We start from the raw sequence: 24,522 nt of genomic DNA on the forward strand, positions 1-24,522 counted from the left end.
ACTCGTACTCGGACGATCGGCTTACGAGCAGGAACGGAGTCACCCGAACAGATTGCCTTCATCCGCCGGTGAGGAACCACCGTTGTCCGTCGCGTCGTTCTCGAGGGTGAGCCAGATGCTGGCACCGCCGTCCACCGCCCAGACCCAGCGCTCGACGTCGTGGGTCGAAAGCGCGATCGTGAGCATGAGCGAGTTGCCGGCGGCTTGCTCCGCGGGCTCACCTTCCTCCGTCACGGCGAGTCCCTGCACCTTGGTGACGAGCACGTCGTGGAAGGCGAACTGTGATTGTGCTCCCTCGCCAGCGACTCGCTCGAGCGTCGCGACCATACCGACTTGATCTCCCGCACGAACCGCCCCTCCGACGACGCGCTCGACGGGAAGCGTGAACGACACGAGTTGCATCCCGGCCGGCACCTGGACGTCGCCGCGTGCTGCGAGCGTGGCGGGGTCGATGAATCGGGTGGCCAGCAATTGCTCTCCGGGAAGGAGGTCGGCGTCGGCAACGAGGCCGGCGAGCTCTTCGAGATCGGTCACGTTCTCGCCGGCCAGGTTCCGCTTGGGAATCTCGTCGACTCGAAGGAAGTCCTTGACGCTCTCGCCGGGCGTTCCCTCGGGAATGGTTTCGTCGACGATGTAGGCCTCGACAAGCTCCGCACCGTCCGCAGCGCGAGCATCAGCCCCACGGACGTAGGTAACGAGCACGAAAGCGCCGACCGCGGCCAGGATGAGCGCGACGATCGCGCCGATGATTCGGGTCTTCATGGTTGGTTCTCTCCCCGCCTGACGGCGGGATCACAGGGTTGGGTCAGGGGCGCGGACTGGGGATCAGACGGACGGCCTCAGCGCTCCCCCCGGGCCCTGAGCCACCAAGGGTCACGTCGAGATCGCTGACACTGATCCATTCGACGAACTGGATGTAGATGCCGCGGCAGTTTCCCTTACAGAGGTCGTTTCCGAGCCCATTGCTCGGGTCCGGGTTCTCGATCTTGTTGCTACCGGAGATCTTGAAGTCGAGCAGGAGGATGCTCGCGAAGAACTTCACGCGATAGTCGGTTCCTGAACCGTTGCCGTCGAGGTCGTAATAGATCGGCACGAGCACCGGTTCACCGGCGTCGATGAGGTCCTGCAGCACCGTTTCGCTGCATCCCGACTTCTTCGAGTTGTTGCCCGTGGTGCCATCAAGGACGCCTTCGATGATGCCTGCACCGTCTTCGATCTCGAGTTCCACCAGGCAGTTCTGGTCGGGACTCACCAGCCAGCCGAACCCGCCGCGTGCGTCCTGGCACCCAGGCGACTTCTGGGCGTTCTCGTCGTAACGGAGCAGCACCTTCGATCCGGCGGTGAGTGGTGTGGGCGACTCGGGGCCGAACTGGTCGAACTCGCATTGGTCGATCGTGAGCGCCAACGTCTTTCCACTGAACACCGGCCCCCATTCGGCAGTGGCCGACGCGTTGACCGTCGTGGGGTCGATTCCGATGAGCGACGCCAGCGGGTGGCGCAGAGCGTCCTCCCCTTCATCGGTCCGCGTCGTCGTGGTGACGGTCACCTCATTCCGGTTGGTCCGGAACGTCACTGCGGCATCGGCCGCTCCGTCGTTGGCGTTCGCCTCCGCGGAGGTGAGCGCCATGCCGTTCATCGAGGAGGATCCCGGGATGCACGGGTCGGGGGCGCTCTCTTCGACATCGGCGCATGCCATGGCTACGCGGAGCGCTGCCGCATCCGCACCGTTCTGCAGTTGCGCCTTCTCGAAGTACAGCGCGCCGACGTCGACGCCCAAGGCCACTCCGCCGAGGATCGGGATGGCGAGGAAAGCGAACACCACAGCGGTCGCTCCGCGATCACGGCGGAGCTTCCTGATCAACCGTTGCATACGATGACGGCCTTTCCATGAAGCGTGATGGGCAGGAGCGGATCGCCGCTTCCCGTGAGGAACCCGAAGATGCTCTCGGTCCGCACGAGCGTCACCGAGACCTCTCCTGGTGCGGCGGGCGTACCCGTGTCGCAGGTCTGGACGATGCCGGGCATGCTGTCGAGATAGCCATCCAGGGCCGTTGCAGCAGCGGCCGCAGTCATCGTCCCGGACAGGTCCAGACGAAGCGCCTTGGCGAGGGTGAGATTGGTGTTCGCGACTCGGGTGACATCATCGGAGACCGCGTACATACGTACCGCATCGCGGGCGGCGTTCGTCATCGTCAGCTGGACCATGTAGACGCGACCGAACTCGAAGATGCCGATCACGAGGAGCAGGAGCGGGATCAGGATGAACGCGAACTCGACCGCAGCTGCGCCACGTTCACCTCGAAGTCTCGACATGTCTTAAAACCCTCCAAGGCCGGGGGCGGACGCCGCCCCCGGCCAAGTCACAGATCGCCGGCTCAGGTGGCGGGGACGGCCGGACCGAGGGTCGGAACCGTGGCACCGTTGAGGGCCGTGCTGATGTCCCCGAAGAGGTTCTGGATGCCCGGGATGAGCAGGAACGCCGCGGCGATGAGCGCGAGCGACACCAGACCGATGATGAGGGCGTACTCGACCGCGGTCGCGCCTTCCTCTTCGCTGCGAACGGAGTTGAGACGCGCCTGGAGGCGCGAGTATGCCTTGAGCATTGCTGTGTCCTTCGGGTTTCAGGAGGTAAAAACGTGCCACTGGTGGGCACCAGCGGCTAAGCGAAGGTAACTGTGCGTATGCATACGTAGCCATGCCCCCGTTTGGGGGTACGAGCGGATATGCAGCACACGGACCTATGGGAAAGCACGGAAAACCGCGGATTCACCGAATCGTGGTCCCCCGGTCTGGGGGTACGTCGTTGTACCCCACCGGGGTTGACTCCGGAGGTTTCCGTCCGTTTCACCCTCCGACGATGAGCGCCGCGATCAACGCTCCCATCAGCATCGACGGCCCGAACGGGATCGACCCGCGGAGCGTCACGCGCCGAAGCAGCAGCGCCACGACGGCCACCAAGCCCCCCACCACGAATGCCGCCAGCAGGCCGATGAGCCACGTGCTCAGTCCGAACCATCCGAGCAGCAGGCCGATCACGAGCGCGAGCTTCACGTCCCCCATGCCCATCGACGACGGCGAGATGAGGGCGAGCACGAAGTACACGGCGAACATCGCCACCGACCCGATCGCCGCCCAGAGCAGCGCGATCCACTCCCCCGACACCCACGGCGGCGGCACCAGCAGCACCCCGACACCAGCGAGCGTCGGGAAGATCACCGCATTCGGAAGGCGCTTCTCGGCGAGGTCGACGAGCCCGAGCACGGTCGATGCCGCGGCGAACGCCAGGAGCGCGGGCAGGATCCACACGAAGCCGAACCGCAGTGCGAGCGCACCGAACGTGACGGCGGTGATCACGGCGCCGGCGACGCGGACGTTGCGCAGCGGCATCCGCTCGCCCTTCGTCGAACGCTGCGTCCACGCAGCGAGCGGCCACCACCCGAGCGCGGCCCCGACGATGGCCGCGACCACGGCGGTGGTCACGGTCTCGAACGGCATGATGTGCAGCGTAGCGGCTCGACCCATCGACAGCGTTCGCCGTGGCTGACACAGTGGAGGGACCACGCGGAGGGGACGAGATGAGCGCAGAGGTCGAGCAGGCATACGACGCGGTCACGCGCGAACTGCTGATGGACGAGGACTACGACGTCGACCTGACGCCCGACGGCCTGCTCGTGAAGGGGCGGCTGTTCGCCTTCCTCGACGGCGACGACCTGGTGGTCGAGCTGCCCGAGGCGCGGTCATCCGACCTGCGGGAGCGCGGGATCGCGGTGGCGTTCCACTCGACGAAGGGCGGCGACAGCCGAAACTGGGTGCGTGTCGCCGACCTGCAGCTCTGGTCGGAGCTGGCGCGGGAGGCGCACCAGTTCGTCGGCGAGCCGCCCGTGGGACATCAGTCGTAGAAGCACGTTCCGGCGAGACTGCCGGCGTCACCGCGGCCGCGGCGGTATTCGCATGTATGCTCGATATTCACTCGCCTCATTCCTCCACATCTTCGAACGAATGTCGGAGGATCATGCGAATATCGAAGCATGACGACGCAGGGCGACCAGGTGGCATCGCAGCCGCACGTCCTGGTCTCGGCGATCAGCGGCGGCGGGGCCCTGGGGCGCGTCGGTGAGGGGTTTCGAGAGCTCGTCGCAGCCTGGTTTCCGGCGTCGGATGCCGCGGCTGAGACGGATGCCGCCGCTGAAACGGATGCCACACCTGAGACGGATGCCACCGCTGAGACGGATGCCACACCTGAAGCGGATGCCGCTGCGACTCCATCCCGAGGTGCCGATGCCCTGAGTGACGATCAACTCGTCGAGGCGCTCAGGGCGATCGCTCGCCTCGAACGAGCGATCGAGGCGCTGAAGCTGCAGTGCTCCTCGGCGATCGCCAGGCGTTCGGCGGGCGAATCCCGGCACGACGGGCTCGCGGGTCGACACGGCTTCGCGACACCCGAGCGGTTCATCGCCGCCACCACCGGCGCGAGCACGTCCGAGACCACCAAGCTCATCGCGGTCGCCGCGGCCACCTCGACCCGCGAGTCGATCGGCGCGCTGCCCGCTCGAGGGCCGCGCTACGCACACGTCGCCGCGGCGATCTCCGCCGGAACCACCTCGGTCGAGGTCGCGCACCGCATCACCACGTTCCTCGACTCGCTGCGGCTCACGATCGACGCCGACCACCTCGAGCCCACCGAGCTGAAGCTGCTCGAGCGGGCCGGCGCCGTCGGCGTCGACGGCCTCGCTCGCTACTTCAAGCTCATCCGAGCACAGCTCGACAAGCCCGGCGTCGCAGCACGCGAAGACGAGCTGCACGCGCGACGGTCGCTTCGCATCTGGGAGGACCAGCACGGGCTCATCCACCTGCGCGGATGCTTCGATCCGGCCACGGCCGCACCGATCAAGCTCGCGGTCGAGACGCTCGTGTCCGCCGACCTCCATGCCGCACGCGACGCGAAGAGCCGACTCGCGGCTCGCGCTACGGCCGCCGCCTCAGCCGCGATCGGTGCATCGGATGCCGCGGCCCCGGGTTCGGCCCACGCCTCGGATGCCGCGGCCTCGGGTTCGGCCCACGCATCGGATGCCGCGGCCCCGGGTTCGGCCCACGCATCGGATGCCGCGGCCTCGGGCGTGACCAATGCATCGGATGCCACGGCGCCCGTGATTCCCCTGCCCGACGCGGCGGACCGGGCCCTCGTCGACACCCGCACTCTCGAGCAGATGACCGCCGACGCCCTCGCCGACCTCGCCCGACTCGCCATCACGGTCGAACAGGCGCCGCCGGCGCTCGCGTCCGCGACGGTTGTCGTGCGCATCGACAACGACGACCTCATGAGCGGGGTCGGCTTCGCGACCATCGACGACATCGACCAGCCGATCTCCACGACCACCGCCCTCGGCATCGCCGCCGGCGCGGGGCTCATCCCGATGGTCACCACCGGTGACGGCGAGGTGCTGCACCTGGGGCGCCGTCAGCGCCTCTTCACCAAGGCCCAACGCATCGCACTGGCCGAACGCGACGGCGGGTGCGCCCATCCCGATTGCGCTCGCCCGACCGCGCATACCCAGGCGCACCACATCCTGTGGTGGCTCGCACACAGCGGCCCGACCGACCTGTCGAACGGGGTCCTGCTCTGCGCGTTCCATCATTGGATGATCCATCACGACGGATGGCAGATCTTCATACGCGACGGCGCCGTCTGGTTCGTGCCGCCGCCGCACCTCGATCCCGAGCAGCGCCCACGACCGGGTCGCCGCGCTACACGCCTCGACCTGTTGGCCGCCTGAGGTGTCGCCCGCGCCGGCGCGCAGCGGTTTGGAAACGCCGCCGGCTCGCAGCGGGAGATTCCGCCGCCATCGCGGCCTGCACGTTGCGCCCGCCCGACGTCGCTGACGCCATCCGCCGCGCACGACACACCGATCGCCCCGACGCCGCACGACCACCCGCGCGTCGCTGCGCCGCAGCTCCGTTGCGCGACTCGCTACGCGACCTCGTCGCGCGAGATCTCGACCATCTCGTCGCGGGGCACGACCTTCACGCGCACCCGACCCTCGGCCGCGCCGAGCGCGAGCTCGTGCTCGTCGAGGCGGTGCCAGCCGTCGAGGTCGGTCCACTCGATCCCGCGCGACTCGAGCATCTCGATCACCGACTCCTCCGACGGCGACTCGGGGCGCCACCAGTTGCCGAGGTCGTTGATGAGGTGACGGATCGTCTCCATCGCGTCGGACTTCGTGTGCCCGATGAGGCCGACGGGTCCGCGCTTGATCCAGCCGGTCGCGTAGACGCCGTACATTTGGCGCGGATCGCCCGACTCCTTGTCACGGATGAGCACCTGGCCCTCGTGATTCGGGATCACGCCGAACTTCTTGTCGAACGGGATGCCCGGCAGCGGCGACCCGAAGTACCCGACCGCACGGTAGACGGCCTGCACGGGCAGCTCGCGGATCTCGCCCGTGCCGCGCACGCCTCCGGCGCCGTCGGGCTCGGTGCGCTCCCAGCGGATGGCGCCCACGCGACCGTTGCCGTCGGAGAGGATCTCGAGCGGCTTCGCGTAGAAGTGCAGGTGCAGGCGACGCGACGCCTGCCCGACCTCGCGCTGCCGCCACTGCTGCAGCACCTTGTCGATGACGAAGACCTGCTTGTTGCCCGAGACCGCGGCGCGCGCGGCATCGTCGTACTCGAAGTCCTCGTCGTAGACGATCATGTCGACGTCGCGCAGCTCGCCGAGCTCACGCAGCTCGAGGGGCGTGAACTTCACCGATGTCGGGCCGCGCCGGCCGAACACGTGCACGTCGGTCACGGGCGACTCGGCGAGGCCGGCCGCGACGTTCGCGGGGATCTCGGTCGGCATCAGGTCCTCGACGTGCTTCGCGAGGATGCGCGAGATGTCGAGCGCCACGTTGCCGTTGCCGATGACCGCGACCTCCTTGGCTTCGAGCGGCCACGTGCGCGGATAGTCGGGGTGCCCGTCGAACCAGCTCACGAACTCCGCGGCGCCGTAGGAGCCGTCGAGCTCGATGCCCGGGATGTTGAGCGACGCGTCGCGAACGGCACCCGTCGCGAAGATCACCGCGTTGTAGTGCTTCTTCAGGTCGTCGAGCGTGATGTCGGTGCCGAAGCGCACGTTGCCGAAGATGCGGATGTCGCCGCGGTCGAGCACCTCGCGCAGGGCGGTGATGATGCCCTTGATGCGGGGGTGGTCGGGCGCGACGCCGTAGCGCACGAGGCCGTAGGGCGCCGGGAGGTGGTCGAAGAGGTCGATCGAGACGTCGAAGTTCCGCTCGGCCTTCAGCAGGATGTCGGCGGCGTAGATGCCGGCGGGGCCGGCTCCGACGATCGCGAGTCGCAGCTTGTTCCTCGTCACGTGCGTGGTCTCTCCATCAGGTCTGGCTGTGATCAGCTCTGTCGCTCCACGATCGTCTCGGCGAATCGCGTGAGCGCCTTCTTCACGCTGCCCTCGGGCAGCGGCGCGAGCGCATCCACGGCCTCGCGCGCCCACCGGTGGGCCTCAGCGAGCGTAGCGCGCGTTGCTTCGTGCTCGCGCAGCTCGGCGACGATCGCGTCCACGGTGCGGCGCGACGGCACGACGCGCGCGGCCTGCGTGTTCGTGTCATGCGGGTCGAACGCGGTGACCGGCCCGGTCTCGACGACCACGTCGCGCTTGATGCGCCGCAGCAGGTCGGCGGATGCCGCATCCGTGCGTGCGAGCTCGGCGAGCCGCAGCAGCGGCAGCGTGACGACCCCGGCGCGCAGGTCGGTGCCCGGCACCTTGCCGGTCTCCTCGGGCTGCGGCGAGAGGTCGATGACATCGTCGATGAGCTGGAACGCCACGCCGATCTTCTCGCCGAACTCGACGATCGGCTTCTCGAACGCCGGGTCGGCGCCCGAGAACACGACACCCGACTGCGCGGCGGCGGCGATGAGCGAGCCGGTCTTGTCGGCGAGCACCTGGATGTAGTGCGCGATCGGGTCCTCGCCGTCGGTGGGCCCGACGGTCTCGTGCAGCTGGCCGAGCACCAGCCGCTCGAACGTGTCGGCCTGCATGCGGATCGCCCGCTCGCCGAGGCTCGCCATGAGCTGGCTGGCGCGGGCGAAGAGCAGGTCGCCGGTGAGGATCGCGACCGAGTTGCCCCACACCGTCTGCGCGCTGGGCACGCCGCGACGTCGCTCGGAGTCGTCCATGACGTCGTCGTGGTACAGCGAGCCGAGGTGCGTGATCTCGATGGCCTCGGCGGCGGTCACGACGTCGTCGGTGGTGCCGGCGCCGAGCTGCGCGGTGAGCAGCGTGAGCATGGGACGCACGCGCTTGCCGCCCGCCTCGAGCAGGTAGCGCGTCGAGACATCCGCGATCGAGTCGGCGAAGCTCACCTCGCGCACCAGGCCGGCCTCGACGCGCTCGATGCCCGCGTCGATCGCCCTGGCCATGGCCTTGTCGGCGGATGACGCGAAGACCCGCTCGCTCAAGCCGAGATTCGCGGCGAGCGCGGAGCCGCGTCGCGCGACCGGAGTGCTCGGTTTCACGTTTCCCAGCCTACCGGTGCGGTTCCTGTGAGCCGTGTCGATGACGGCGAGCGGATGCCTCGTCACTCGCCGTGCGGGCGAGGGGTACCGGTGGTCGAGTAGCGAGCGAAGCACGCGTATCGAGGCCGGACAAGGGTCTCGATACGCGTCCGGCTGCGCCGGACGCTACTCGACCACCGGCTTGCGCGCGCGGTGCAGCGCGACGATGCCCATCGAGAGGTTGCGCCACTCGACGTCGACCCAGCCGGCGTCGCGGATCCAGCCGGCGAGCGTGCGCTGGTCGGGCCACGCGTTGATCGACTCGTTGAGGTACTCGTAGGCGGTGTCGTTCGAGCTCGAGAGCTTCACGAGCGGCGGCATCACGTAGCGCTGGTACGCGTGGTACCCCGCCCGCACGACGCCGGTAGGCGGATGCGAGAACTCGCAGATCACGAGGCGTCCGCCGGGCTTCGCGACGCGGAAGAACTCCGCGAGCGCGAGCTTCGGCTCGTTCACGTTGCGCAGGCCGAACGAGATCGTGACGGCGTCGAACTCGTCGTCGCCGAACGGCAGCTTCGTGGCATCCGCCTCGACGAAGACGATGTTCGGCATGCCCGCCTGGCGGCGGCGCCCGACCTCGATCATGCCGGGCGAGAAGTCGGCGGCCACGACGGATGCCCCGGACTTCGCGAGGCTGGCGCTCGAGGTGCCGGTGCCCGCCGCGACGTCGAGGATGCGCTCCCCCGCCCTCGGCGCGACGGCCTTCGTCGTGGCGACCCGCCAGAGCGGGGCGTTGCCCACCGAGAGCACGTTGTTGGTGCGGTCGTAGCGGGCGGCGACCCGGTCGAACATGGCCGAGACCTGGTCGGGATCCTTGCCGAGGTCCGCGCGTGTCATCCCTCGAGTCTACGGCGCGAACGGCCGGCGCCCCGGGCGCGGTCGGCCACCCTGCGAAGGTCCTGAGTGCGCTCCATGCATCGGAATGCACTCGGATGCCGCCGCGTTCCATCACCCGGAAGCGAATGCGGGCGGCACGCCCGCGGGGAGGAATCCATGAAGGCCATCTGGAACGGCGCGGTGATCGCGGAGTCCGACGACACGATCGTGGTCGAGGGCAACCACTACTTCCCGCGCGAGTCGCTCGTCGACCAGCACTTCTCGTCGAGCGGCAACCGGAGCGTCTGCCACTGGAAGGGCACCGCCAGCTACTACCACGTCGAGGTCGACGGCCAGCGCAACCCGAACGCGGCCTGGTTCTACCCGACGCCCTCCGACGCCGCTTCCGAGATCGCCGGACACGTCGCCTTCTGGCACGGCGTGGAGGTCGTCGCCGCATAGCACGGACGTAGGCTGGTGCGGTGATTCACCCGGATGCCTCGGCGTCGCACGCCGCACGGCCACGGCTCGTCGTGCGGACCGAGCCCGTCGACGAGCTCGCCCCACTGATCCAACGCGCCGACCCGCGGCATCCGCTGCTCTGGATGCGACGCGGCGAGGGCATCGTCGGCCTGGGTGAGACGCTGCGCATCGAGACGAGCGGCCACGACCGGGTGGTCGACGCCGCCGCCGCATGGACGTCGCTCGCCGCCGAGGCCGACATCGACGACCGCGTCGGGCTGCCCGGCACGGGACTCGTCGCGTTCGGCGCATTCGCGTTCGCCGACCAGTCCGAGTCGACGAGCGTGCTCGTCGTGCCCGAGCTCGTGCTCGGCATCCGCGAGGGTCGCGCCTGGGTCACCCGCATCGCGCTCGCGACGGGCGACGACGAGGCAGCGGATGCCGCGGCATCCGAGGAGCTCGAGATCCCCGAGCCGGCGCCGAGGCGTCGCGTGCCCCGGGTGACGTTCTCCCCCGGCGCCGTGCCGCCCGAGCAGTACCAGGCCGCCGTGGCCGATGCCGTGCGCCGCATCGACGCGGGCGACCTCGAGAAGGTCGTGCTCGCCCGGCAGCTCCTCGGCGAGCTGCAGGAGGAGGACGGCCTGCGCGCGACCATCAACCGCCTCGCCGAGGACTACCCCGACACGTGGGTGTACGCGGTCGACGGCCTCATCGGCGCGAGTCCCGAGACGCTCGTGCGGGTCGACCACGGCACCGTCTCGGCGCGCGTGCTGGCCGGAACGACCGCACGCGGTGCGGGCGAGGCATCCGATCGCGAGCGTGCGGCGGCCCTCGCCGCGTCGGCGAAGGACCTGGCCGAGCACGCCCTCGCCGTCGCGAGCGCGGTGAAGCGGCTCGAGCCGCACACCGCCCGCCTCGACGCGAGTCCCGAGCCGTTCACGCTGCAGCTGCCGAACCTCTGGCACCTCGCGACCGACCTCAAGGGTACGCTGGGCGACGGATCGAGCTCGCTCGACCTCGTGCAGGCGGTGCATCCGACCGCCGCGGTCGCCGGTACACCGCGACGCGTGGCGCTGAAGGTGCTCGCCGAGCTCGAGGGGTTCGACCGCGGCCGCTACGCCGGACCCGTCGGCTGGATCGACGGCGACGGCGACGGCGAGTGGGCGATCGCGCTGCGCTGCGCGCAGGTCGCGCCCGACGGCACCGTGGCCGCCTACGCCGGCTGCGGCATCGTGCACGACTCCGTGCCGGCCGACGAGCTCGCCGAGACCGTCATGAAGTTCCGCCCGATCGTGGAGGCCTTCGGCGGCTGACCGCCGCGACCACCACCGGAAGTCACGTCGCCGCGAGCAGCCGCGCCTTCTCCGCCTCGACGTCGTACTCGACGGCCGGCCACTGCAGGTCCATGGCCTCGAGCGCGTCGATGAGCAGGTGCTGCACGGCGAGGCGCGCGTACCACTTGCGGTCGGCCGGCACGACGTACCACGGCGCGATCGGCGTCGACGTGCGGTCGAACAGCACCTGGTAGGCGTCCTGGTACTTCGGCCAGAGCATGCGCTCCTCGATGTCGCCCGGGTTGAACTTCCACTGCTTCTCGGGGCGGTCGAGCCGATCGAGCAGGCGCACCTTCTGCTCCGCGGCCGAGATGTGCAGCATGACCTTGACGATCGTCGTGCCCTCGTCGACGAGCTCGGCCTCGAACTCGTTGATCGCCCCGTAGCGGCGCTCGATCTCCTCGGGCGGCGCGAGCTCGCGCACCCGGCCGATGAGCACGTCCTCGTAGTGCGAGCGGTCGAAGACGCCGATCTTGCCCGCCTGGGGCGCCTCCTTGCGGATGCGCCAGAGGAAGTCGTGCGCGAGCTCCTCCTCGGTCGGCTTCTTGAACGCCGCGAGCTGCACGCCCTGCGGGTCGACCGATCCCATGACGTGCTTGATGATCCCGCCCTTGCCGGCGGTGTCCATGGCCTGCAGCACGAGCAGTACCCGGCGCCCGTCGTCGCCGGCCTGGTGGTTCGCGTAGAGGCGCTCCTGCAGGTCGGCGAGCACGAGCGCACCCTCGGCGAGGGCCGCGACGCCGCCGGCCTTGTTGCCCTCGAACCCCGGATGCGTGTCCGTCGGCGAGGTGATCAGCTGGAACCCCGGCTCGACGCGGAGGAGCAGCTTCGGGTCCTCGGTCCAGAACGACTCGCGGCTCATGTCACGCTCCCCTCGCGCGACGCGGCGACGCGCAGGTTCCATCCTGTCGAGCGGGCGGATGCCGCGGCAAGGGGTGGCGCACTGCGTCACCGCTCGAGCGGCACCTCGACGAGTTGCGGCCCATCGATGCGGCCCGTGAGCGCCTCGTCGAGCTCGCCGCGCGTCGTCACGCGGACGTAGCCCCAGCCGTACGCCGCGGCGAGCGCCGCGAGGTCGACCTGCTGCGGCGTGAACTGCACCCGGTCGAACGCCTCGGGCGGCGCCGAGCCGGCGACCTCGAGTGCGTCGAAGATCGTGCCGCCGCCGTCGTTGCCCACGATGACCTGGATGCGGGGGCGCGACTCGCCCTGCCCCAGCAGCAGCGAGCCGACGTCGTGCAGCAGCGTGAGGTCGCCGATGAGCGCGCGCGTGACGCCGCTTCCGCCGGCCGAGGTGCCCGGAGCGGGCGATTGGCTCGCGATCGCGATGCCGAGCGCCGTCGCGACCGTCCCGTCGATGCCCGCGAGTCCGCGATTCGCGTGCACCGTGATGCGCCGCCCGGGCACGGCACGATCGGCGTCGCGGATCAGCCGGGACGCGCCGAACACGAGCCGGTCGTGCGGCCAGGTCGCGGCCCACAGCGCGTCGACGAGCATCCGCCGCGTGACGGGCGCGCGCACCACCGCGAGCTGCGCGCGCATGTACTCCCGCTGCGCCGCGAAGTCCGACACGTGCCCGGTCTCGTCGATGCCGTCGCGCACGGATGCCACGGGCGGGAGCCCCTCGTCGACGAGCATGCGGCTCGCCCGCACCCACCGGCCGGTCCACCCGCGTTCCTCGGGCGTCGGCGCGTGGTCGGCGGCGCGCACCGCGCGCTCGAACCGGCGCACCGTGCGTCCGGGGTTGTACCACTCGCTCCCCCACGGCGCGACGACGATCGCCTCGACGCCGTCGCGCTGCACGAGTGCGGGCACCTCGCGCGAGAGCGTCGGATGCCCGAACACGATCACGCGCTCGACGTCGTCGCCGAACCCCGGCTCGCGCAGCAGCTCGCGGTAGGCGACCACGAGATTGGGACCGAAGTGCGCGCGGCTCGTGACCTCGGCGATGAGCGGCCAGCCGCCCGCGCGCGCGAACTCTTCGGCGTACGGTCCGGCGCCCGCGCCGGCGACGACCACCGTGCGCGGCCCTGCTTCGATGACCGCCGCGTCGACGGATGCCGCCGCACCCGCACCGTCGGCATCGAGCACCGCCTGCTCGCCCCGCAGGCTCGGCCGGAGCGGCTCGTCGAGGGCGACCACCGCCGACAGCGGTTCGCGGTACTGGAGGTTCAGGTGCACCGGACCCGGGCCGGGGTGCGGCACGGGATCCCCCGATGCGTCACGTCCGAGCGCCGCGTCGACGGCCTCGCGGGCGAGGCGCGTCGCGGCATCCGATTCGCCCGCGCTGCCGTCGGGTGCGGCGACGTCGCGCTCGAGCCGCATGGCCCCGGCGAAGATGCCCGGCTGCACGGTGGTCTGGTTCGAGCGGATGCCGCGGAGCTCCACCGGGCGGTCGGCCGAGCACACGATGAGCGGCACGCCGGCGTGGTGCGCCTCGAGCACCGCGGGATGCAGGTTCGCGACCGCGGTGCCCGAAGTAGTCACGACCACCGCCGGACGGCCCGACTCGACGGCCGTGCCGAGCGCCAGGAACCCAGCGCCGCGCTCGTCGATGCGGACGTGCAGGCGGATGGCGCCGACGCGCTCCAGTTCCGCCGCGGCGAGCGCGAGCGCCTGCGACCGGGAGCCGGGTGCGACGACCACGTCGCGGACGCCCTCGCGCACGAGCGCGCCAAGGAGCGCCGTCGCGGCATCGCTCGCGGGACTCCGCCGGGTCACGACCCGTCGGGGCTCCGCATCACCCATTCGGGCGCCCGGAGGGACCCGCCTCGCCGGGGGCGTCGGGGGCGTCGGGGCGCTTGCGCTCGGTGCCGAGCGTGTCGCCGCCGCCCGACTCGAATCCGTCGGTCGAGCCCTCGCCCGCGGCGCGGCCCTGCGTGCGGCCGGGCTTCGGCGGGTTCGCCGGATCGTCGGCGTCGAGGTCGGCGAGCTCCTGCTCGAGGCGGCGGATGCGCTCGTCTTGCGCTGCATCGTCGCGGAGCTGCCGGAGGAACTCCGCGTCGTCGTCGGGAGCCATCGTGCGACCCCGGCCGGAGCCCACGCGATTGGCCCGCCCGCGGCCGATGATGAACCAGAGCAGGGCGCCGATGATCGGCACGAAGAGGATCACGACGATCCACCAGCCGCGGCGCAGACCCCGGATGCGCGTCCGGTCGAAGAACGCGCAGTCGGCGACGGCGTAGATCGTGAAGATCACGGCAGCGACGCCGAGTCCGAAGAGCAGCCGGGCCATTCTCACAGTCTAGGCGCGTCGGCGCCCCCTCGGGCTGTGAGAGCGCTCAGGGAGCGTCGACCTACACTGTCATGGTGAAATCCGTGCCCACCTGGATCTGGTACACCGCGCTGCGCGTCCTGCTCTTCGCGGTCCCGCTCGCCGTGCTGCTCATCGCGGGCGTGAATCCGTGGGTGTCGGCGGCCGTCGCCGCCCTGTTCGGGCTCAGCGCGTCGCTCATCTTCCTGCGCCGGCAGCGCGAGGAGATAGCGGGCGACCTCTACGCCGCCCGCCACCGCGAGAAGCCCGCGGTGCGGGAGGACGACGAGGAGGAGGACGCCGCGGTCGACGCCACCGAGTCGACCCCCCGCGATGAGGAGCGCCAGGCGCCCTCCGCCGGTTGAGGCGCGCTCAGAGCGCGAACGCCAGCCCCAGCCCCACGCCGTACGCCAGCGCGGTGAAGCTCGCGAGCTGCAGCGCGAGCAGCAGCTCCCGGGTCGTCTTCGCCCAGAGCACGATGATGCTCGCCGGGATCGCGAGCAGCAGCGCGAACATCACCAGCCACGCCGTCGGGTACAGCAGCGCGAAGAACACCACGAACGCGAACGGCACGAGCATGAACACGGCGAACAGGATCCGGCCGGCGAGGGGCCCGACCAGCACCGCGAGGGTGCGCTTGCGGGCGGCCTTGTCCTGCGCGACGTCGCGGAGGTTGTTCGCCATGAGCACGGCGCAGGCGAGCAGGCCTGCGCCGACGCCGCCGAGCCACGCCTCGAGGTTCACGGTGAGCGCCTGCACGTAGGCCGATCCGGCGGTGGCGACGAGGCCGAAGAACACGAACACGAACAGCTCGCCGAGGCCGTAGTAGCCGTAGGGGTGCTTCCCGCCCGTGTAGAACCACGCCGCGACGATCGCGACGGCGCCCACCGCGAGCAGCCACCACTGCTGCGTCACGATGACGAGCGCGAGGCCGGCGAGCGCTGCGAGCGCGAAGAAGCTCAGCGACACCGCGAGCACCTGCCTCGGCTTCGCCGCCCCCGAACCGGTGAGGCGAGCGGGCCCCACGCGATGGTCGTCGGTGCCCCGGATGCCGTCGGAGTAGTCGTTCGCGAAGTTCACGGCGATCTGGAGTGCCAGCGCGACCACGAGCGCGAGCAGTGCACGGGCCGGATGCCACGGGCCGTCGGCGATGGCCACGACGCCCGCTCCCGTGCCGAGCGCGACCGGCGCGATCGCGAGCGGCAGGGTGCGCAGGCGCGCTCCCGCCACCCAGTCGGCGGCGGTCGCCGGGCCGCGCACGGCGCGCGGGCCGGAGGCTGCCCGCGCCGGATTGCCCGACTTCCCGTAGCTGCGGGCGCGGACGTCGTCGGGGTTCACTCGCTGGGGTTTCGGGCGTGCCACACGGCCATGCTAGTTCGCGACCCTATGACAGATCTCGAACGTGTCGCCATCAGGCTGGTGGGATGTTCTGGTTCAGCCGGAGCACGTTGTCGGGGTCATACCGCCGCTTCACCTGCCGTAGGCGCTCGTAGTGTTCTCGGCCGTACGCCTGCTCCACCTGGTCGCGACCGTCGTCCATGAGCCAGTTCACGTAGGCACCGGAACGGTGCGGCTGGAGCATCTCCCATGCTCGGCGTGCCCAATCGCGCTCGCGCTCGAATCCGTCGGGGCCGTCCGTCGCCCCGAGCAGGTCGACGAGGTGCCCGGCCGCGCGACCGGCGAACGGCGTCTCGGACCGCCCGACCCGGGCGACCGCGCCACCGAGTTGCCACGCCACGATGCAGGTCCGGGGGGACGTGATGTCGTGAGCCGACGCGATCAGTGCGTCACCCACTGAGCCGTCGAGCGACTGGACGTTGGCCGCCTTCGAGTGGATCCAGATCCCCTTCGGGAAACTCGGGTCGAGGATCGACTGGTGGTCGACGTACCGTCGCCGGGCAGTCAGGTCGACCGCGCCGCCGAACCGCCGGATCGGGTCCGCCACCCGCTCGCCCTCGCCGAGCTCCCCCGACCAGCAGAAGAGGACGCCGACGACGTGACGGCCGTGGAGCTCACGGGGGACGATGTCGAGCGCGGGCGCGCGGCGGAAGAGGAGCGCGGTCGTGAGCTCGTCGGGCGCCGTCGCCGACCACTCGCGGTAGAACGCGGCGACGTCCTCGGCCGTTTCGATCGGCCAGAGCAGCATGCCGGAGAGCACGTACGGTCCCACCTCGTGCAGGCGGAACTCGAAGCGCGTGACGACGCCGAAGTTGCCGCCGCCGCCGCGCACCGCCCAGAAGAGGTCGGCGTTCTCCTCGGCCGAGGCTCGGAGCACCGCTCCGCCGGCGGTGACCAGTTCCACGGCGACGAGCTGGTCGATCGCCAGGCCGAGTCGGCGCATCAGCCAGCCGAATCCGCCGCCGAGCGTGAGACCCGCCACCCCGGTGTGCGATACGGACCCCAGGGGCACCGCGAGACCGTGACGCTGCGTGGCCGCGTCGAGCTCGCCCAGCAGCACCCCGCCGCCCACCCGGGCGATCCGCGCCACGGGGTCCACCTCGATCGACTTCATCGGACGGAGGTCGATGACGATGCCGTGGTCGCAGACGGAGTGACCGGGGAAGCTGTGCCCACCCGAGCGGACGGCGATCGGCCACCCGGCGTCGCGCCCGGACTGCAGCGCAGACGCGACATCCGACGCCGTGGCGCACTGCACGATGCGCGCAGGATGCCGGTCGATCGAGCCGTTCCAGACGCGTCGCAGCTCGTCGTAGTCGGGGTCGCTGGGCGCGACCACTCGTCCGGCGCGGGGGTGCTCCAGGCTCGCTGCCATCACGTCGTCCATGGTCCCGAGCATGAAGTGACCGCAACGGGATGTCAGGAACCTCTGTTCCACCCCAGGCCGCTGAACGACACGAGACGGCCGGGGTCGGTGATCAGGATGCCGCCGCGACCCGTCGCGATCGCGCCCGCATCGCGCAGCTCCCGAAGCGCACGTACGACCACTTCGCGGACCGAGCCCACGGCCTCCGCGAGCGCCTGCTGGCTGATCGGTGCGACGAGGTCTCCGGTGCCCGTGTCCTCGAGTGCGAGGTCGAGGAGGTGGTGCGCGACCCGCTCGCGCACGGACGCGAACGCCTGGCTGGAGAACTCGCCGACGAAGCCCATCACCCGCTCGCTGGTCTCGGTCAGCAGCGCGAGCGCCACCGGCAGGTCGCGATCCGCCTCATGCCGGACCACCTCGGGTCGGAACCGCAGTAGTTCGGCGTCCGATATCGCCTGCACGCTGAAGAACGGGCGAACGACGGGCGAGTAGAGCGTTGCGGCGCCGAGGACGTCCCCCGGCCGACCATACCTCACCGTCCACATCCGCCCGTCACGCGCGGACACCTGGACACGCACGAGACCTCGCAGGACGAGATCGAAATGCGGGGTGGAGCCGCCCTCGGAGAGGATGGTGGCCCGGGCCGGGATCAGGACCCGCACCGCCGATCCGAGCAGCCGGTCGACCGTCGACACGGGAAGGCCGGCCAGCGAGGAACGGGCGATCGCCGCGCGGACGTCGGCCGTCTGCACCGTCATGCGTGCATCGTAGCCCGGCACCGTTCGCACGGGGGGCGCCTTGGACCTCGGCCGACCCGATCGTCGCGACGAGGTGGCCGATGATGGGCTCTCGCTCAGCGCACGTCCTTCACGGCCTCGAGGTACCGCGCCACCACCTCGAGCTCGGCGACCGTGAACTGCTCGTGCACCCGGTTCATCCCGTCGAGGATGCCGCGGTACGGGTCGTCTTCGCCGCCCCCGCCGGCGCCCGCCATCACGTCGGGCCGGGCGCGCACGACGACACGACGTCGATCGTTCGGGTCGGTCGTGCGCTCGATGAACCCCCGCTGCTCGAGGCGGTCGAGCACGCGGGTCGTCGTGCTCGTCGGCAGCTCGGTCTGCTGGCTGACCTCGCCGGCCGTCATCGGCGCGCCGTTGCGGGCGATGTAGCCGAACGCCTGGAAGTCGACCACGTTGAGCCCCAGCGAGCGCGCGATGCGCTCGTTCGTCATCACCGACGAGGCGATGACGAGCTGCATGAGTCCCGCGATGCGCCCGGTGACCTCGGCCTTGCTTGACATCTGCGCTCCGACTCCTTATCGTTCCCGTTATGGGATTATCCCATATCGGGACTATCCCGTAATGGAAGCAACTTCAGCATACGAAAGGACGACGAGCATGGCCACCACCCCGCGCCGAGGGCTCGCCATCGGCATCCTCCTCTTCGCCTCGTTCATGGACCTCCTCGACGTCACGATCGTGCAGGTGGCGCTGCCGTCGATCGGCGCCGACCTCGGGGCATCCGAAGCACAGCTCGAATGGATCGTGAGCGGCTACATGCTCGCGTTCGCCGTCGCGCTCATCACGGGCGGCCGCCTGGGCGACCTGTTCGGCCGTCGCCGCATCTTCCTCGTCGGCGTCGCCGGGTTCACGATCGCCTCGGCGGCCGCCGCGTTCGCCTGGTCGGGCGACGCCCTCGTCGTCACCCGCATCGCGCAGGGCCTCTTCGCCGCGCTCATGGTGCCGCAGCTGCTGGCGTCCGTGCAGGCGCTGTTCTCGCCGAAGGAGCGTGCGCCCATGTACGGCCTCATCGGCGGCGTCAGCGGCCTCGCCGCCGTGCTCGGCCCGGTGCTCGGCGGATGGCTCGTCGACGCCGACCTGTGGGGCCTCGGCTGGCGCACGGTGTTCCTCATCAACATCCCGGTGGGCATCGCGATCTTCGTGCTCGCCGCCCGGTTCGTGCCCGAGACGCGCTCCCCCCGCCCGATGCGCCTCGACCTCGTGGGCGTCGCGCTGCTGAGCGCCGTCGTGCTCGCGTTCATGGTGCCGCTCGTCGAGGGGCAGTCGCTCGGCTGGCCGGCATGGCTCTGGCTGCCGGTCGCCGTGGGAGCCGTGCTGCTCGCCGTGTTCGTCGGATACGAGCGCCGGCGCATGCACCGCGACGGCTCCGCGCTGCTTCCGATGCCGTTGTTCGGCGACCGCGGCTTCTCGGCGGGCATCGTGACGCAGGCCGCGTTCCAGGGCTCGCTCAACGCCTTCACGCTGCCGTTCATCATCTACCTGCAGGTCGGGCTCGGCTTCGACGCCCTCACTGCGGGCCTCAACCTGCTGGCGTTCAGCCTCGGCGCGCTCGTCGGCACCGGCGTCGTGATCCCCCTCGTCGGGCGCGTGGGCAAGTACCTGGTGACCGCGGGCGCCGTGATCCTCGCCGCCGGCGTGCTCTGGGTCTTCGCGGTGGTCGCCGAGACCGGGGCCGACTTCACCGGCTGGGCCGCGGTCTGGCCGATGCTCCTGTCGGGCCTCGGACTCGCGCTGCTCATCATCCCGCTCGTCGACGTCGCGCTCGCGACGGTGCCGGTCGCCGATGCCGGCGCGGCATCCGGTGCCTACAGCACCTTCCAGCAGCTGGGGGCGGCCGCGGGCGTCGCGGTGTCGACCACCGTGTTCTTCTCCGTGGTCGGCGACGACTGGAGCCGCGAGCACGTGCTCACCGCGCTGCAGGCCTCGGTCTGGGTGTCGGTCGCCGGCTTCGCGATCGCGGCCCTCGCCAGCCTGCTGCTGCCGAGCCGCCGTCGGGTGCGGGCGCACCTCGAGGAGGCCCGCCGCCTCGCGGAGGCCGACGTCGACGCCGAGGCCGTGGAGCCGACGCCCGTCGCGTGACCTACTCGCCCCGGCCGCCGCGCATCCTCGCCTCGAGGGCGCGGCGGTCGGGCTTGCCCGACGCGAGCAGCGGCAGGGCGTCCACGAGTTCGACGCGCACGGGCCGGGCGGCCGGCGGGAGGCCGGCGGCGTCGGTCGCCGCGGCCAGGGCCTCGCGGGCACCGGATGCCGCGGCGGCATCCGTGCCCGTCGCCACCACCGCCGCACGCTCGCCCCACTCGCGATCGGGCACGCGCAGCGCGACGGCGTCGGCGAACCCCGGGACCGTGCGCACCGCGCGCTCGACCTCGCCGAGCGAGACCTTGACGCCGCCCGAGATGAGCACGTCGTCGGCCCGTCCGCGGATGCGGAGGGTGCCGTCGTGCGTGAGCTCACCCAGGTCGCCCGTGCGGTACCACCGGACGCCGCCGGCGTCGGTCGTGAAGGCGGCCGCGGTGCGCTCAGGGTCGCCGAGGTAGCCGTCGGCGAGCATCGGGCCCGACAGCTCCACGGCGCCCTCGGTGATGCGCACCGCGACGTCATCGAGCGCGCGGCCGTCGTAGACGCATCCGCCCGCCGTCTCGCTCGAGCCGTACGTGCGCGTGATGCGCACGCCGAGCGTGTCGGCGGCGAGGGTGAGGGCGGGCGACGCGGCCTGTCCCCCGAGGAGGATGCGGTCGAACACGTGCAGCGCATCGGCGACCGTCGGGTCGGTGCGCGCGGCGTCGACGAGCCGCTGCAGCTGCACCGGCACGAGCGACGTGTAGCGCGGGTACCGCCTGTCGAGCCGAGCGGATGCCGCGGCGAACTCGGCCGGGTCGAAGTGCTCGCCGTCGAGCAGCACCGGCTCGGTGCCCGCCACGATCGATCGGACGAGCACCTGCGCACCCGCGATGTAGTGCGTCGGCAGCGCGAGCAGCCACTGGCCGGGACCGTGCAGCGCGGCCTCCGTCGCTGCGGCGCTCGCGCGCAGGGCGTCGGCCGACAGGAGCACGCGCTTCGGGGCATCCGTCGACCCGCTCGTCTCGACCACGAGCGCGATGCCGTCGTCGACGAGCCAGGCGGGTTCGTCAGGGCTCGGTGGTCGAGGGGAAGCGGCCGGCCACACCCCCGGCCCGCCGGCGAGCGCGGCGCGGAGCGCGTCGGCGACCGCGCCCACATCGGACGCCGGAACGCGGATCAGCGGCTTCATCGAGGCCTCAGTAATGCCAGGGGTAGGGACCCCAGTCGGGGTCCCGCTTCTGCAGGAACGCGTCGCGGCCCTCGACCGCCTCGTCGGTGCCGTAGGCGAGGCGCGTCGCCTCGCCCGCGAACACCTGCTGCCCCACCATGCCGTCGTCGACCGCGTTGAACGCGTACTTCAGCATGCGGATCGCCGTCGGCGACTTCGTGAGGATCGTGCGCGCCATCGCCAGCGCCTCGCGCTCGAGGTCGGCGTGCGGCACGACCCGGTTCACGGCGCCCATCTCCCAGGCGCGCTGCGCCGAGTACTCCTCGGCGAGGAAGAACACCTCGCGGGCGAACTTCTGGCCGATCTGGCGGGCGAAGTACGCCGAGCCGTAGCCGGCGTCGAACGAGCCGACGTCGGCATCCGTCTGCTTGAACCGGCCGTGCTCGCGGCTCGCGATCGTGAGGTCGCACACGACGTGCAGCGAGTGACCGCCGCCGGCCGCCCAGCCGGGCACGACCGCGATGACGACCTTCGGCATGAAGCGGATGAGGCGCTGCACCTCGAGGATGTGCAGGCGGCCGAGGGCGGAGAGCGAAGGGTCGCGGGAAGTGTGCGTGTTTGCGGCCTCATCATGGGTCTCGATACGCGTCGCCTCCGGCGGCGCTACTCGACCACCGGGATCCTCTTCGTACTTGTAGCCGTCGCGGCCGCGGATGCGCTGGTCGCCGCCCGAGCAGAACGCCCAGCCGCCGTCCTTCGGGCTCGGGCCGTTGCCGGTGAGCAGCACCACGCCGATGCGCGGGTTCGTGCGGGCGTCCTCGAGCGCGCGGAACAGTTCGTCGACGGTGTGCGGGCGGAACGCGTTGCGCACCTCGGGCCGGTCGAACGCGACCCGGGCGATCCGCCCGTCGTTCGAGTGGTGGTACGTGATGTCGGTGAAGCCCTCGGGTCGTCCGCCCGGGACGCCGGGTGCGGCATCCGCCCACTCGCTCGCATCGAACAGTTCGGAGACCTCGCGCGCCATGCGTCCAGCCTATTCCCGCCGTTCCCGCAGGAGCGGCGGGGCCGGGGCGCCGCTCCGGATCAGGTGACCGGAAGCGGCGACTCGGGCGGCGGCCCGCCCGTGAAGAACGCGACGACGCCGGCGTAGACCACCGAGCCGACCCAGATCGCGCCGTAGGTGAGCGGGATGAGGGCCGCGATGAGCAGCACGAGCCCGATGACGGCGATCACCACGTTGCGGCCAGCGGAGTCGCGGCGCACCTCGGTCTCCTCGACGCCGAGCTGGTCGAGATCGTCGGACATAGGCACCCCCAAGGAACCTCACGCTAACAGACGAGCGTTCTCCGGTTCACAGGTGCCACGATGGGAGGGTGACCGACGACGCCGCACCGCCCGCCTCCGGCGCCCTCCCGTCCCTCGACGAGCTGCTCGCCACGGCGCGGGTCGTGGCCCTCCCGATGGTGACGCGGTTCCGCGGCGTCGAGGTGCGCGACGCGATGCTGCTCGAGGGCCCCGAAGGCTGGACGGAGTTCTCGCCGTTCGCCGAGTACGACGACGAGGAGGCATCCGCCTGGCTCGCCGCGGCGATCGACTTCGGCTGGAGCGCCCCGCCGCCGGCGCTGCGCGACCGCATCCCGGTCAACGCGACCGTGCCCGCCGTCGACCCCGACAGCGTGCGCACCGTGCTCGAACGCTTCCCCGGGTGCCGCACCGCGAAGGTCAAGGTCGCGGGCGGCGACGAGCCCCTGTCGACGGATGTCGCGCGCGTGCGCGCCGTGCGCGAGGCCCTCGGCCCAGAGGGTCGCATCCGCATCGACGCCAACGGCGGCTGGAACGTCGACGAGGCCGAGCACGCGATCCACGCGCTCGCGCCGTTCGACCTCGAGTACGTGGAGCAGCCGTGCCCGTCGATCGACGAGCTCGCCGAGATCCGCCGTCGCACGAAGTACATGGGCATCCCGATCGCCGCCGACGAGAGCGTGCGGCGCGTGTCCGACCCGCTCGCGGTCGCCGAGGCGGGCGCGGCCGACCTGCTCGTCATCAAGGCGCAGCCGCTCGGCGGCATCCACCGTGCGCTGCGGATCATCGAGCGCGCCGGGCTCCCCGTGGTGGTCTCGAGCGCCCTCGACACGAGCATCGGCCTGGCGATGGGCGCGCACCTCGCGGCATCCGTGCCCGGCCTCGACTACGACTGCGGCCTCGGCACGGCGTCGCTGCTGGCGGCGGATGTCACGCGCGCGCCGCTGCTGCCCGAGGACGGGTCGATCGCGGTGCGCCGGGTCGTGCCCGACCCCGAGCTGCTCGATCGCTACGCCGCCGACGAGGCGCACACCGACTGGTGGCTGGAGCGCCTCGGCCGCGCCTACGCGGTGCTCACGTCCGCGTCGTAGCGTTCCCCGCCTCACCGCCGCCGAGCGGCGCCGAACGCCCGCCGAGCACCGTCGCCTCGGCTCGAGGGAGCGCGACGGAGCGTCGCCACGCCTGCCCGCTGACCGTGAGGCGGACGACGCGACCGACCGTCGCAGCGATGAGGAGCACGCACATCAGGGAGAACAGCCAGCCGACGTAGCTGAACGCCATCCCGAGGACGCCGAACCGCTGCGCCGACGTCGCGAGGATCTCGGGGAGCACGACGCGGCCCAGCGCGCCGGCGGCCGCGAATCCGATTCCGGCGAGCACGGAGCCGGGCAGGAGCTCGATCAGCCGGACGCTCCGGTTGATCACGATCCACGAGGTCCACCACCACAGCGCGCTCCAGACGGCGGCCTCGAGGATGAACTCGACCACGGGCATCGCACCGCCGCCACGCAGCACCGTGCGCGTCATCACGATCAGCGCGATGCCGATGAGTACCGCGAGGATCGCGAGGAGCCACCGCCACGCGAACCTGACGCCGACCCTTGGAGTGCGCCAGATCCGGCGGAAGCAGCGTTCGAGCGCACGCGCGAACGACGTGGCCGCGATGACCAGCAGCAGGATGCCGACGACGCCCGTCGCCGCCAGTTCCTGCGCCCCACCGGGCAGGGACCTCTCCAGGATCTCGGCCGTCGCATGGTTCAGGCCGAGGTGCTCGGCGAGGATCGCGCCGTCGACGGGAGCGAGCTCGGCACGCAGCGCACCCGCGACGATGAGGATCGGCAGGACGGACGTGAACGCGTGCGCGGCGAGCGTCATGCCGCGATCGAAGAGCTCGAGGTCGCCGAGATCGCGGGCGACGCGGAGTGCGAACCGCCCCGGCGCAGAGCCGGCGCCGATCCTCACCAGGCGGTTCACGGTCCACTGAGCCATGCGGCACCTCACGAAGCGTGGGCGAT

26 protein-coding genes are annotated in these 24,522 nt (G+C 71.1%); 7 read left to right on the plus strand and 19 right to left on the minus strand.

All coding sequences use genetic code 11. The annotated features are described in order from the left end of the window. Nucleotides 1-39: 39 nt before the first annotated feature. The 5 genes from cpaB to FYC51_RS05745 form a co-directional block, all read right to left on the minus strand. Nucleotides 40-762: a Flp pilus assembly protein CpaB gene (cpaB, locus tag FYC51_RS05725; RefSeq protein WP_148732664.1), complete on the minus strand. Its 723-nt coding sequence runs from the start codon at nt 760-762 to the stop codon at nt 40-42. Between the two features lie 43 nt (nt 763-805). After that, a complete protein-coding gene (locus tag FYC51_RS05730) occupies nt 806-1,861 on the minus strand; it encodes a TadE/TadG family type IV pilus assembly protein (RefSeq protein ID WP_187432510.1) in 1,056 nt (351 codons plus the stop codon). Then, complete coding sequence (locus FYC51_RS05735) at nt 1,858-2,313, minus strand: TadE/TadG family type IV pilus assembly protein (RefSeq protein WP_148732666.1); 456 nt, start codon at nt 2,311-2,313, stop codon at nt 1,858-1,860. Before FYC51_RS05735 ends, FYC51_RS05730 begins: the two co-directional genes overlap by 4 nt. 62 nt (nt 2,314-2,375) lie before the next feature. Then, nucleotides 2,376-2,603, minus strand: a complete 228-nt coding sequence (locus tag FYC51_RS05740) for a Flp family type IVb pilin (protein ID WP_148732667.1) — start codon at nt 2,601-2,603, stop codon at nt 2,376-2,378. A gap of 241 nt (nt 2,604-2,844) precedes the next feature. Next, nucleotides 2,845-3,495 (minus strand): prepilin peptidase, encoded by a 651-nt coding sequence (locus FYC51_RS05745; RefSeq protein WP_187432511.1) that lies wholly within the window; start codon nt 3,493-3,495, stop codon nt 2,845-2,847. 80 nt (nt 3,496-3,575) lie between these two features. Here FYC51_RS05745 and FYC51_RS05750 point away from each other — a divergent pair, with 80 nt between their 5' ends. Together FYC51_RS05750 and FYC51_RS05755 are read left to right on the plus strand one after the other, a co-directional pair. Continuing rightward, nucleotides 3,576-3,899 (plus strand): hypothetical protein, encoded by a 324-nt coding sequence (locus FYC51_RS05750; RefSeq protein WP_148732669.1) that lies wholly within the window; start codon nt 3,576-3,578, stop codon nt 3,897-3,899. A gap of 129 nt (nt 3,900-4,028) precedes the next feature. After that, on the plus strand, nt 4,029-5,774 hold the full coding sequence (locus FYC51_RS05755) for an HNH endonuclease signature motif containing protein (protein ID WP_148732670.1): 1,746 nt from the start codon (nt 4,029-4,031) through the stop codon (nt 5,772-5,774). Between the two features lie 194 nt (nt 5,775-5,968). Here the strand turns inward: FYC51_RS05755 and FYC51_RS05760 are convergent, their stop codons facing one another. The 3 genes from FYC51_RS05760 to FYC51_RS05770 form a co-directional block, all read right to left on the minus strand. After that, nucleotides 5,969-7,351, minus strand: a complete 1,383-nt coding sequence (locus FYC51_RS05760; RefSeq protein ID WP_148732671.1) for an FAD-dependent oxidoreductase — start codon at nt 7,349-7,351, stop codon at nt 5,969-5,971. A 32-nt stretch (nt 7,352-7,383) separates the two neighbouring features. Continuing rightward, complete coding sequence (locus FYC51_RS05765) at nt 7,384-8,508, minus strand: polyprenyl synthetase family protein (protein ID WP_148732672.1); 1,125 nt, start codon at nt 8,506-8,508, stop codon at nt 7,384-7,386. A gap of 165 nt (nt 8,509-8,673) precedes the next feature. Beyond that, entirely contained in the window at nt 8,674-9,384 is a 711-nt protein-coding gene (locus FYC51_RS05770; RefSeq protein ID WP_148732673.1) for a class I SAM-dependent methyltransferase, read from the minus strand. A 156-nt stretch (nt 9,385-9,540) separates the two neighbouring features. Here FYC51_RS05770 and FYC51_RS05775 point away from each other — a divergent pair, with 156 nt between their 5' ends. Both FYC51_RS05775 and FYC51_RS05780 read left to right on the plus strand, forming a co-directional pair. Then, nucleotides 9,541-9,825: a DUF427 domain-containing protein gene (locus FYC51_RS05775; RefSeq protein ID WP_148732674.1), complete on the plus strand. Its 285-nt coding sequence runs from the start codon at nt 9,541-9,543 to the stop codon at nt 9,823-9,825. A 20-nt stretch (nt 9,826-9,845) separates the two neighbouring features. Next, nucleotides 9,846-11,138 carry an isochorismate synthase gene (locus tag FYC51_RS05780; RefSeq protein ID WP_238476230.1) on the plus strand — a complete coding sequence of 431 codons (1,293 nt, stop codon included), beginning with the start codon at nt 9,846-9,848 and terminating at the stop codon, nt 11,136-11,138. A gap of 22 nt (nt 11,139-11,160) precedes the next feature. On the opposite strand, the gene FYC51_RS05785 is transcribed toward FYC51_RS05780, so the two are convergent. The 3 genes from FYC51_RS05785 to FYC51_RS05795 all read right to left on the minus strand — a co-directional run bounded on the left by FYC51_RS05785 (nt 11,161) and on the right by FYC51_RS05795 (nt 14,394). Beyond that, on the minus strand, nt 11,161-12,021 hold the full coding sequence (locus FYC51_RS05785; protein ID WP_148732675.1) for a polyphosphate kinase 2 family protein: 861 nt from the start codon (nt 12,019-12,021) through the stop codon (nt 11,161-11,163). Between the two features lie 86 nt (nt 12,022-12,107). Continuing rightward, a complete protein-coding gene (gene menD / locus FYC51_RS05790; RefSeq protein WP_148732676.1) occupies nt 12,108-13,907 on the minus strand; it encodes a 2-succinyl-5-enolpyruvyl-6-hydroxy-3-cyclohexene-1-carboxylic-acid synthase in 1,800 nt (599 codons plus the stop codon). Next, complete coding sequence (locus tag FYC51_RS05795; protein WP_148732677.1) at nt 13,900-14,394, minus strand: PLD nuclease N-terminal domain-containing protein; 495 nt, start codon at nt 14,392-14,394, stop codon at nt 13,900-13,902. Before FYC51_RS05795 ends, menD begins: the two co-directional genes overlap by 8 nt. A gap of 74 nt (nt 14,395-14,468) precedes the next feature. Here FYC51_RS05795 and FYC51_RS05800 point away from each other — a divergent pair, with 74 nt between their 5' ends. Further along, on the plus strand, nt 14,469-14,777 hold the full coding sequence (locus FYC51_RS05800; protein WP_148732678.1) for a DUF4229 domain-containing protein: 309 nt from the start codon (nt 14,469-14,471) through the stop codon (nt 14,775-14,777). Nucleotides 14,778-14,784: 7 nt separating this feature from the next. Here the strand turns inward: FYC51_RS05800 and FYC51_RS05805 are convergent, their stop codons facing one another. The 4 genes from FYC51_RS05805 to FYC51_RS05820 form a co-directional block, all read right to left on the minus strand. Further along, entirely contained in the window at nt 14,785-15,774 is a 990-nt protein-coding gene (locus tag FYC51_RS05805) for a 1,4-dihydroxy-2-naphthoate polyprenyltransferase (RefSeq protein ID WP_420797214.1), read from the minus strand. Between the two features lie 49 nt (nt 15,775-15,823). Beyond that, complete coding sequence (locus tag FYC51_RS05810; RefSeq protein WP_148732679.1) at nt 15,824-17,197, minus strand: FAD-binding oxidoreductase; 1,374 nt, start codon at nt 17,195-17,197, stop codon at nt 15,824-15,826. A gap of 32 nt (nt 17,198-17,229) precedes the next feature. Then, on the minus strand, nt 17,230-17,934 hold the full coding sequence (locus FYC51_RS05815; protein WP_148732680.1) for a Crp/Fnr family transcriptional regulator: 705 nt from the start codon (nt 17,932-17,934) through the stop codon (nt 17,230-17,232). 95 nt (nt 17,935-18,029) lie between these two features. Continuing rightward, nucleotides 18,030-18,476, minus strand: coding sequence for a MarR family winged helix-turn-helix transcriptional regulator (locus FYC51_RS05820; protein ID WP_148732681.1), 447 nt, complete (start codon nt 18,474-18,476; stop codon nt 18,030-18,032). Nucleotides 18,477-18,573: 97 nt separating this feature from the next. On the opposite strand from FYC51_RS05820, the gene FYC51_RS05825 reads away from it, so the two are divergent. After that, nucleotides 18,574-20,055 (plus strand): MFS transporter, encoded by a 1,482-nt coding sequence (locus FYC51_RS05825; protein ID WP_222863206.1) that lies wholly within the window; start codon nt 18,574-18,576, stop codon nt 20,053-20,055. A 1-nt stretch (nt 20,056) separates the two neighbouring features. On the opposite strand, the gene FYC51_RS05830 is transcribed toward FYC51_RS05825, so the two are convergent. From FYC51_RS05830 to FYC51_RS05840, 3 genes are read right to left on the minus strand one after another with little or no spacing between them, the layout of a single operon-like run. After that, nucleotides 20,057-21,226: an AMP-binding protein gene (locus FYC51_RS05830; protein ID WP_148732683.1), complete on the minus strand. Its 1,170-nt coding sequence runs from the start codon at nt 21,224-21,226 to the stop codon at nt 20,057-20,059. A gap of 7 nt (nt 21,227-21,233) precedes the next feature. Further along, nucleotides 21,234-22,229 (minus strand): 1,4-dihydroxy-2-naphthoyl-CoA synthase, encoded by a 996-nt coding sequence (locus FYC51_RS05835; protein ID WP_148732684.1) that lies wholly within the window; start codon nt 22,227-22,229, stop codon nt 21,234-21,236. Between the two features lie 59 nt (nt 22,230-22,288). After that, the gene (locus tag FYC51_RS05840; protein WP_148732685.1) at nt 22,289-22,510 is read right to left on the minus strand and encodes a hypothetical protein; all 222 of its coding nucleotides are present in this window, start codon (nt 22,508-22,510) and stop codon (nt 22,289-22,291) included. A gap of 68 nt (nt 22,511-22,578) precedes the next feature. Between FYC51_RS05840 and FYC51_RS05845 the strand changes: the two genes are divergently transcribed. Continuing rightward, complete coding sequence (locus FYC51_RS05845; protein ID WP_148732686.1) at nt 22,579-23,598, plus strand: o-succinylbenzoate synthase; 1,020 nt, start codon at nt 22,579-22,581, stop codon at nt 23,596-23,598. On the opposite strand, the gene FYC51_RS05850 is transcribed toward FYC51_RS05845, so the two are convergent. Further along, entirely contained in the window at nt 23,582-24,496 is a 915-nt protein-coding gene (locus FYC51_RS05850; protein WP_148732687.1) for a YhjD/YihY/BrkB family envelope integrity protein, read from the minus strand. The two genes, FYC51_RS05845 and FYC51_RS05850, sit on opposite strands and share 17 nt — an antisense overlap. Between the last annotated feature and the right edge of the window lie 26 nt (nt 24,497-24,522).

Origin of the sequence: Agromyces mariniharenae (assembly GCF_008122505.1) — a bacterium.
Taxonomy (GTDB): Bacteria; Actinomycetota; Actinomycetes; order Actinomycetales; family Microbacteriaceae; genus Agromyces; species Agromyces mariniharenae.